Below are 9,504 nucleotides of genomic sequence, written 5' to 3' on the forward strand. Positions count from 1 at the left end.
AGCCGCCGTGCGCTCTACTCTTACGGCCTGTTACTGCCGCACAACGCGCAGGGTAACGTGGGTAACGGTCTCGGCGTGACGCTGGCAACCGGTGACCCAAGCATTATTGCGCCAACCAAAACAATCGTCAGAACTGGCGAGAAGATGATTATCGACGGTCTGGAGTTTGACTTCCTGATGACCCCTGGCAGCGAAGCGCCAGCGGAAATGCACTTCTATATTCCGGCACTGAAAGCCCTGTGTACCGCCGAGAACGCCACTCATACCCTGCACAACTTCTACACTCTGCGCGGCGCGAAAACCCGCGATACCAGCAAATGGACCGAGTACCTGAACGAAACGCTGGATATGTGGGGTAACGAAGCGGAAGTCCTGTTTATGCCGCACACCTGGCCGGTATGGGGCAATAAGCATATCAATGATTATATTGGTAAATATCGCGATACTATCAAGTACATTCACGACCAGACCCTGCACCTGGCAAACCAGGGCTACACCATGAATGAAATCGGCGACATGATTAAGCTGCCACCTGCGCTTGCCAATAACTGGGCCAGCCGTGGCTATTACGGTTCTGTCAGCCACAACGCCCGTGCGGTATATAACTTCTACCTCGGCTATTACGACGGTAACCCGGCAAACCTGCATCCGTATGGTCAGGTGGAGATGGGTAAACGTTATGTACAGGCGTTGGGCGGTTCCGCACGCGTCATCAGCCTGGCGCAAGAAGCAAACAAGCAGGGAGATTATCGCTGGTCGGCAGAGTTACTGAAACAGGTGATTGCCGCCAATCCGGGCGACCAGGTGGCGAAGAATCTGCAAGCCAATAACTTTGAACAGCTTGGTTATCAGGCGGAGTCAGCCACCTGGCGCGGTTTCTACCTGACTGGCGCGAAAGAGCTGCGCGAAGGGGTACATAAGTTCAGCCACGGCACCACCGGTTCCCCGGATACCATTCGCGGGATGTCGGTCGAAATGCTGTTCGACTTTATGGCTGTTCGCCTCGATAGCGAAAAAGCCGCCGGGAAGAACATCAGCCTGAACTTCAATATGAGTAACGGCGATAACCTCAACCTGACCCTGAACGATAGCGTGCTTAACTACCGTAAAACGCTGCAACCGCAAGCCAATGCGTCCTTCTACATTAGCCGTGAAGATCTGCACGCCGTGCTGACCGGACAGGCGAAAATGGCGGATCTGGTAAAAGCGAAGAAAGCCAAAATTATTGGCAATGGTGCGAAACTGGAAGAAATTATTGCTTGTCTGGATAATTTCGATTTGTGGGTGAATATTGTAACCCCGAATTAATTCCACTCATTTTCGGGGGCATTCAAGCCCCCGAAAGTATTTATATTAAAAATACATACAGAAAATTAATACACAATATATATAAGTTATGAATGCGGTGGCTGAATAAAGCTATTTTTATTCATCAAGAAAATAGCCATACTGACGCCTTCAATGGATATTGATATTCACTACAGATATTGTTCGCAGCAGACAGGATGTATTTATTATGCCAACAGTTCTCTCTCGCATGGTGATGCAATTCAAAAAAGCAGCCTGGATAATTCCCGTCATCATGGTTTCGGGATGCTCATTATCTCCAGCGATCCCGGTGATTGGTGCTTATTATCCCAGCTGGTTTTTCTGCGCTATCGCCAGCCTTATTGTGACACTCATCACGAGGCGAATTATTCAGAGGGCAAATATCAATCTGGCATTTGTCGGAATTATTTATACCGCCCTTTTTGCTCTCTACGCCATGCTGTTCTGGCTGGCATTTTTCTAATCTATTTGAGATGCGCTCATGGAAAGTACGCCGAAAAAAGCTCCTCGCAGTAAGATCCCTGCCCTGCTGGTCGTTGCGCTGGCGCTTGTTGCCCTCGTTTTCGTTATCTGGCGCGTAGACAGTGCGCCATCAACCAACGACGCTTACGCGTCTGCCGATACCATCGATGTAGTGCCGGAAGTCAGCGGTCGTATTGTGGAACTGGCCGTCACAGACAACCAGGCAGTCAAACAGGGCGATTTGCTGTTCCGCATCGACCCTCGCCCATACGAAGCGAATCTGGCGAAAGCCGAAGCCTCCCTCGCCGCGCTGGATAAGCAAATTATGCTCACCCAGCGTAGCGTTGACGCGCAACAGTTTGGTGCCGACTCGGTTAATGCCACGGTAGAAAAAGCCCGTGCCGCCGCTAAACAGGCCAGCGATACATTACGCCGCACCGAGCCATTATTGAAAGAAGGTTTTGTCTCAGCGGAAGACGTTGACCGTGCAAGAACGGCGCAGCGCGCCGCAGAAGCGGATCTTAATGCCGTATTGTTACAGGCGCAGTCAGCCGCCAGCGCCGTCAGCGGCGTCGATGCGCTGGTCGCCCAACGTGCGGCGGTGGAAGCGGATATCGCGCTAACCAAACTGCATCTGGAAATGGCAACCGTCCGCGCGCCGTTTGATGGTCGGGTCATTTCCCTCAAAACCTCGGTTGGGCAATTTGCTTCTGCCATGCGCCCTATTTTCACGCTAATCGACACTCGTCACTGGTACGTTATCGCCAACTTCCGCGAAACCGATCTGAAAAATATTCATGCCGGTACGCCTGCGACGATTCGCCTGATGAGCGACAGCGGCAAAACCTTCGAGGGTAAAGTGGATTCCATTGGCTACGGCGTGCTGCCGGATGACGGCGGTCTGGTGCTGGGCGGCCTGCCGAAAGTGTCTCGCTCTATTAACTGGGTTCGCGTTGCCCAGCGTTTTCCGGTCAAAATCATGGTCGATAAACCTGACCCGGAAATGTTCCGTATTGGCGCGTCGGCAGTCGCTAATCTTGAGCCGCAATAATGAGCGCGCTCAACTCCCTGCCATTACCGGTGGTCAGGCTGCTGGCGTTCTTTCATGAAGAGTTAAGCGAGCGGCGACCTGGTCGTGTGCCGCAGACCGTGCAGCTCTGGGTAGGCTGCCTGCTGGTGATTCTGATCTCAATGACCTTTGAGATCCCCTTCGTGGCGTTATCACTGGCAGTGCTGTTTTACGGTATTCAGTCGAACGCGTTTTACACCAAATTTGTCGCGATCTTATTTGTGGTTGCCACGGTGCTGGAGATCGGCAGCCTGTTTTTGATCTACAAATGGTCATACGGCGAACCGTTGATCAGATTGATCATCGCAGGTCCTGTCCTGATGGGCTGCATGTTTTTGATGCGCACCCATCGGCTGGGACTGGTCTTTTTCGCCGTCGCCATTGTCGCCATTTACGGGCAAACCTTCCCCGCCATGCTCGACTACCCGGAAGTGGTCGTGCGCTTAACGCTGTGGTGTATCGTTGTCGGCCTCTATCCAACCTTGCTGATGACGTTAATCGGCGTGCTGTGGTTTCCCAGCCGCGCTATTACGCAGATGCATCAGGCGCTTAATGATCGGCTTGATGACGCGGTACGTCACCTGACAGAAAGCCTTGCGCCGCTACCCGAAACGCGGATTGAAAGAGAGGCGCTGGCGCTGCAAAAACTGAATGTCTTTTGCCTCGCGGACGACGCCGACTGGCGAACCCATAATGCATGGTGGCAAAGCTGCGTGGCGACGGTAACCTACATTTACTCGACGCTGAATCGCTACGATCCCACCTCTTTTGCTGATTCGCAGGCGATAATTGAATTTCGGCAAAAATTAGCCATTGAAATCAACAAGCTGCAACATGCTATTGCCAAAGGGCAGTGCTGGCAAAGCGACTGGCGGCTTAGTGAAGATGAAGCGATGGCGGCACGAGAATGTAACCTGGAGAATATTTGCCAGACACTGTTACAGCTTGGTCAGATGGATCCGCACACGCCGCCAACGCCCGCCGCCAAACCGCCGTCAATGGTCGCCGATGCCTTTACTAATCCGGACTATATGCGTTACGCGGTAAAAACGCTGCTGGCCTGTTTGATCTGTTACACCTTCTACAGCGGCGTGGACTGGGAAGGCATTCACACCTGTATGCTGACCTGCGTGATCGTCGCTAACCCCAATATCGGTTCTTCGTACCAGAAGATGGCGCTACGTTTTGGCGGAGCTTTTTGCGGTGCAATTCTGGCGTTGCTGTTTACGCTACTGGTCATGCCATGGCTGGACAACATTGTCGAATTGCTGCTCGTACTGGCACCGATTTTCCTGGCAGGCGCGTGGTTCGCCACCAGCTCTGAGCGTTCTTCTTATATCGGCACGCAGATGGTGGTGACCTTTGCTCTCGCCACGCTCGAAAACGTCTTTGGTCCGGTTTACGACCTGGTGGAAATACGCGATCGTGCCATCGGCATTCTTATCGGTACGGCGGTATCGGCGGTGATTTACACCTTTGTCTGGCCTGAAAGCGAAGCGCGTGCACTGCCGCAAAAACTGGCTGGCGCGCTGGGTATGTTAAGCAAACTGATGCGTATCCCGCGCCAGCAGGAAGTCACGGCTCTGCGCACTTATCTGCAAATTCGTATAGGTCTACATGCGGCGTTTAATGCCTGTGAAGAAATGTGCCAACGCGTGGCGCTTGAACGTCAACTGGACGGCGATGAACGCGCCTTACTGATTGAACGCTCGCAAACAGTTATTCGTCAGGGACGCGACATTCTTCACGCCTGGGATGCCACCTGGAACTCGGCTCAGGCGCTGGATCACGCGCTCCAGCCGGACAGAGCCAGCCACTTTGCCGACGCACTGGAGAAATACGCTGCCGGTCTGGCAACCGCGCTCAACCGTTCTCCTCAAATAACGCTTGAAGAGATACCCGCCTCGCAGGCCATCCTGCCCACCTTATTAAAACAGGAGCAACACGTCTGTCAGCTCATCGCCCGCTTGCCAGACTGGACAGCTCCGGCATTAACGCCCGCCACGGAACAGGCACAAGGAGCCACTCAATGATCAATCGTCAACTTTCACGCTTGTTGTTGTGCAGCATTCTCGGCAGCACGACGCTGATTTCCGGCTGTGCGTTAGTGCGTAAGGATTCAGCCCCTCATCAACAGCTTAAACCAGAGCAGATCAAACTTGCCGATGATATTCATCTTGCCAGTTCCGGCTGGCCGCAAGCGCAGTGGTGGAGACAGTTTAATGATCCACAACTGGATGCGCTGATCCAACGGACGTTAAGCGGTTCTCACACCCTCGCCGAAGCGAAATTGCGGGAAGAAAAAGCGCAGTCGCAGGCAGATTTGTTAGATGCTGGTTCACAATTGCAGGTGGCGGCGTTAGGGATGCTCAACCGCCAGCGCGTCTCTGCCAACGGCTTTTTAAGCCCTTATGCGATGGATGCGCCCGCACTGGGAATGGATGGTCCGTACTACACCGAAGCCACCGTAGGTTTATTTGCTGGACTGGATCTCGATTTATGGGGCGTACATCGCTCAGCGGTTGCCGCCGCCATTGGCGCGCATAACGCCGCGCTGGCAGAAACTGCGGCAGTGGAACTGTCGCTCACTACAGGCGTAGCGCAGCTTTATTACAGTATGCAGGCCAGCTACCAGATGCTCGATCTGTTAGAGCAAACCCGCAGCGTGATTGATTACGCGGTGAAAGCGCATCATAGCAAAGTGGCGCACGGCCTGGAAGCGCAAGTACCGTTCCACGGCGCGCGGGCGCAGATTCTGGCGGTCGATAAACAAATTGCTGCCGTCAAAGGGCAAATCACTGAAACACGAGAATCTCTGCGCGCATTGACTGGCGCGGGCGCCAGCGATATGCCGGAGATCAAACCAGTGGCGTTACCACAGGTACAGACCGGCATTCCGGCGACACTCTCTTATGAGTTGCTCGCCAGACGTCCGGATCTGCAAGCCATGCGCTGGTATGTTCAGGCGTCATTAAATCAGGTGGATTCCGCGCGGGCGCTGTTCTACCCAAGCTTTGATATCAAAGCGTTTTTCGGCCTGGATTCCATCCACCTGGATACCTTATTCAAAAAAAGCAGTCGCCAGTTCAACTTCATTCCAGGCCTGAAATTGCCGCTGTTTGACGGTGGACGGTTGAATGCCAATCTCGAAGGCACTCGTGCCGCCAGCAACATGATGATTGAACGTTACAACCAGTCCGTGCTGAACGCAGTGCGCGACGTTGCAGTCAATGGCACGCGTCTGCAAACGCTGAATGACGAGCGGAAGATGCAGGCAGAACGCGTAGAAGCGACCCGCTTCACCCAGCGCGCCGCCGACGCCGCCTACAAGCGCGGTTTAACCAGCCGCTTACAGGCAACCGAAGCCGAATTGCCGGTGCTTGCCGAAGAGATGTCATTACTGATGCTGGATAGCCGCCGCGTGATCCAAAGCATTCAGTTGATGAAATCGCTGGGCGGCGGGTATCAGGCGGCTCCCGGCATCGAGAAAAAATAAAATGTCTGCCGCGTGATGGCTGTCACGCGGTATTTCGTTTCGTCACGTCAAAACTGACGACAGCCTGTTTTTCGTCAGAGTTTTGAATAAATAGTGCCCGTAATATCAAGGAATGTCCCCAAATAAAATGTGGCATAAAAGATGCATACTGTAGTCGAGAGCGCGTATGCGTGATTTGATTAACTGGAGCGAGACCGATGAAAAAAGTCGTCACGGTTTGCCCATATTGCGCATCAGGTTGCAAAATCAACCTGGTCGTCGATAACGGCAAAATCGTCCGGGCGGAGGCAGCGCAGGGGAAAACCAACCAGGGTACTCTGTGTCTGAAGGGTTATTATGGCTGGGATTTCATTAACGATACCCAGATCCTGACCCCGCGCCTGAAAACCCCCATGATCCGTCGCCAGCGTGGCGGCAAACTCGAACCTGTTTCCTGGGATGAGGCACTGAATTACGTTGCCGAGCGCCTGAGCGCCATCAAAGAGAAGTACGGTCCGGATGCCATCCAGACGACCGGCTCCTCGCGTGGTACGGGTAACGAAACCAACTATGTAATGCAAAAATTTGCGCGCGCCGTTATTGGTACTAATAACGTTGACTGCTGCGCTCGCGTCTGACACGGCCCATCGGTTGCAGGTCTGCACCAATCGGTCGGTAACGGCGCAATGAGCAATGCCATTAACGAAATTGATAATACCGATTTAGTGTTCGTTTTCGGGTACAACCCGGCAGATTCCCACCCAATCGTGGCGAATCACGTAATTAACGCTAAACGTAACGGGGCGAAAATTATCGTCTGCGATCCGCGCAAAATTGAAACCGCGCGCATTGCTGACATGCACATCGCACTGAAAAACGGCTCGAACATCGCGCTGTTGAATGCGATGGGCCATGTCATTATTGAAGAAAATCTGTACGACAAAGCGTTCGTCGCTTCCCGCACAGAAGGCTTTGAAGAGTATCGTAAAATCGTTGAAGGCTACACGCCGGAGTCGGTTGAAGATATCACCGGCGTCAGCGCCAGTGAGATTCGTCAGGCGGCGCGGATGTATGCCCAGGCCGAAAGCGCATCCATTCTGTGGGGCATGGGTGTTACCCAGTTCTATCAGGGCGTGGAAACCGTGCGTTCTCTGACCAGCCTCGCGATGCTGACCGGTAACCTCGGTAAGCCACATGCGGGCGTTAACCCGGTTCGTGGTCAGAACAACGTGCAGGGTGCCTGCGATATGGGCGCGCTGCCGGATACGTATCCGGGCTATCAGTACGTGAAAGATCCGGCTAACCGCGAGAAATTCGCCAAAGCCTGGGGCGTGGAAAGCCTGCCGGCCCATACCGGTTATCGCATCAGCGAACTGCCGCACCGTGCGGCGCATGGCGAAGTCCGTGCGGCGTACATTATGGGCGAAGATCCGCTACAAACGGACGCGGAACTGTCGGCAGTACGTAAAGCCTTTGAAGATCTGGAACTGGTCATCGTTCAGGACATCTTTATGACCAAAACCGCGTCGGCGGCGGATGTTATTTTACCGTCAACCTCGTGGGGCGAGCATGAAGGCGTGTTTACTGCGGCTGACCGTGGCTTCCAGCGTTTCTTCAAAGCAGTTGAACCGAAATGGGATCTGAAAACGGACTGGCAAATCATCAGTGAAATCGCCACCCGTATGGGTTATCCGATGCACTACAACAACACCCAGGAGATCTGGGATGAGTTGCGTCATCTGTGCCCGGATTTCTACGGTGCGACTTACGAGAAAATGGGCGAACTGGGCTTCATTCAGTGGCCTTGCCGCGATACTTCAGATGCCGATCAGGGGACTTCTTATCTGTTTAAAGAGAAGTTTGATACCCCGAACGGTCTGGCGCAGTTCTTCACCTGCGACTGGGTAGCGCCAATCGACAAACTCACCGACGAGTACCCGATGGTACTGTCAACGGTGCGTGAAGTTGGTCACTACTCTTGTCGTTCGATGACTGGTAACTGTGCGGCGCTGGCGGCGCTGGCTGATGAACCTGGCTACGCACAAATCAATACCGAAGACGCCAAACGTCTGGGTATTGAAGATGAGGCATTGGTTTGGGTGCACTCGCGTAAAGGCAAAATTATCACCCGTGCGCAGGTCAGCGATCGTCCGAACAAAGGGGCGATTTACATGACTTACCAGTGGTGGATTGGTGCCTGTAACGAGCTGGTTACCGAGAACTTAAGCCCGATTACGAAAACGCCGGAGTACAAATACTGCGCCGTGCGCGTCGAGCCGATCGCCGATCAGCGCGCCGCCGAGCAGTACGTGATTGACGAGTACAACAAGTTGAAAACTCGCCTGCGCGAAGCGGCGCTGGCGTAAATCAGTCCCTCTTACAGCCTCCTTTCGGAGGCTGTTTTTTTATCCATTCGAACTCTTTATACTGGTTACTCCCTACCCAATCGTATTATCAAAATGAAAAAAATTATCGCATTGATGTTGTTTTTGACATTCTTTGCCCACGCAAACGACTCCGAACCCGGCAGCCAGTATTTAAAGGCAGCAGAGGCCGGGGATCGACGCGCACAATATTTTCTTGCCGACAGCTGGTTTAGCTCCGGCGATTTGAGCAAAGCCGAATATTGGGCACAGAAAGCCGCCGACAGCGGTGATGCTGATGCCTGCGCGCTGTTAGCGCAGATCAAAATCACCAATCCGGTCAGTCTGGACTATCCACAAGCAAAAGTGCTCGCCGAGAAAGCAGCGCAGGCGGGCAGTAAAGAAGGTGAAGTGACGCTGGCGCATATTCTGGTTAATAGCCAGGCGGGTAAACCAGATTATCCGAAGGCGATTTCGCTGTTAGAAAACGCCTCGGAAGATCTGGAGAATGATACCGCCGTTGATGCCCAGATGCTGCTTGGCTTGATTTACGCCAACGGCGTGGGCATTACGGCTGACGATGACAAAGCAACCTGGTATTTCAAACGCAGCTCCGCGATTTCCCGTACCGGTTATTCCGAGTACTGGGCGGGGATGATGTTCTTAAACGGTGAAGAGGGTTTTATCGAGAAGAACAAACAAAAGGCACTGCATTGGTTGAACCTGAGCTGTATGGAAGGGTTTGATACCGGATGTGAAGAGTTTGAAAAATTAACCAACGGTTAAGATAGGCCTGATAAGACGCG

The 9,504-nt window shown here is 53.3% G+C and carries 7 protein-coding genes; all 7 read left to right on the forward strand.

Going from position 1 to position 9,504, the window contains the following annotated elements:
- Nucleotides 1-1,308: alkyl sulfatase YjcS (gene yjcS, locus EQY_RS0118970; protein ID WP_000314100.1), on the forward strand; the 1,308-nt coding region annotated here is incomplete at its 5' end.
- 208 nt (nucleotides 1,309-1,516) lie between these two features.
- On the forward strand, nucleotides 1,517-1,792 hold the full coding sequence (locus EQY_RS0118975; RefSeq protein ID WP_010344852.1) for a YtcA family lipoprotein: 276 nt from the start codon (nucleotides 1,517-1,519) through the stop codon (nucleotides 1,790-1,792).
- Between the two features lie 18 nt (nucleotides 1,793-1,810).
- Nucleotides 1,811-2,842 carry a multidrug efflux transporter periplasmic adaptor subunit MdtN gene (mdtN, locus tag EQY_RS0118980; protein WP_000446394.1) on the forward strand — a complete coding sequence of 344 codons (1,032 nt, stop codon included), beginning with the start codon at nucleotides 1,811-1,813 and terminating at the stop codon, nucleotides 2,840-2,842.
- A complete protein-coding gene (gene mdtO / locus EQY_RS0118985; protein WP_001275236.1) occupies nucleotides 2,842-4,893 on the forward strand; it encodes a multidrug efflux transporter permease subunit MdtO in 2,052 nt (683 codons plus the stop codon). The genes mdtN and mdtO overlap by 1 nt, the downstream gene beginning before the upstream one ends.
- Nucleotides 4,890-6,356, forward strand: coding sequence for a multidrug efflux transporter outer membrane subunit MdtP (mdtP, locus tag EQY_RS0118990; RefSeq protein WP_000610616.1), 1,467 nt, complete (start codon nucleotides 4,890-4,892; stop codon nucleotides 6,354-6,356). Before mdtO ends, mdtP begins: the two co-directional genes overlap by 4 nt.
- Nucleotides 6,357-6,553: 197 nt before the next feature.
- Complete coding sequence (fdhF, locus tag EQY_RS0119000) at nucleotides 6,554-8,701, forward strand: formate dehydrogenase subunit alpha (RefSeq protein ID WP_077629703.1); 2,148 nt, start codon at nucleotides 6,554-6,556, stop codon at nucleotides 8,699-8,701.
- Between the two features lie 93 nt (nucleotides 8,702-8,794).
- A complete protein-coding gene (gene yjcO, locus EQY_RS0119005) occupies nucleotides 8,795-9,484 on the forward strand; it encodes a Sel1 family TPR-like repeat protein YjcO (RefSeq protein WP_000719884.1) in 690 nt (229 codons plus the stop codon).
- Nucleotides 9,485-9,504: the final 20 nt, after the last annotated feature.

Origin of the sequence: Escherichia sp. TW14182 (genome assembly GCF_000208525.1) — a bacterium.
GTDB lineage: Bacteria > Pseudomonadota > Gammaproteobacteria > Enterobacterales > Enterobacteriaceae > Escherichia > Escherichia ruysiae.

Excerpts from the sequence above, each read along its gene's own strand:
- mdtN (WP_000446394.1), top strand. The coding sequence starts at position 1,811 with ATGGAAAGTACGCCGAAAAAAGCTCCTCGCAGTAAGATCCCTGCCCTG.
- mdtP (WP_000610616.1), top strand. The coding sequence starts at position 4,890 with ATGATCAATCGTCAACTTTCACGCTTGTTGTTGTGCAGCATTCTCGGC.
- yjcO (WP_000719884.1), top strand. The coding sequence starts at position 8,795 with ATGAAAAAAATTATCGCATTGATGTTGTTTTTGACATTCTTTGCCCAC.
- mdtO (WP_001275236.1), top strand. The coding sequence starts at position 2,842 with ATGAGCGCGCTCAACTCCCTGCCATTACCGGTGGTCAGGCTGCTGGCG.
- EQY_RS0118975 (WP_010344852.1), top strand. The coding sequence starts at position 1,517 with ATGCCAACAGTTCTCTCTCGCATGGTGATGCAATTCAAAAAAGCAGCC.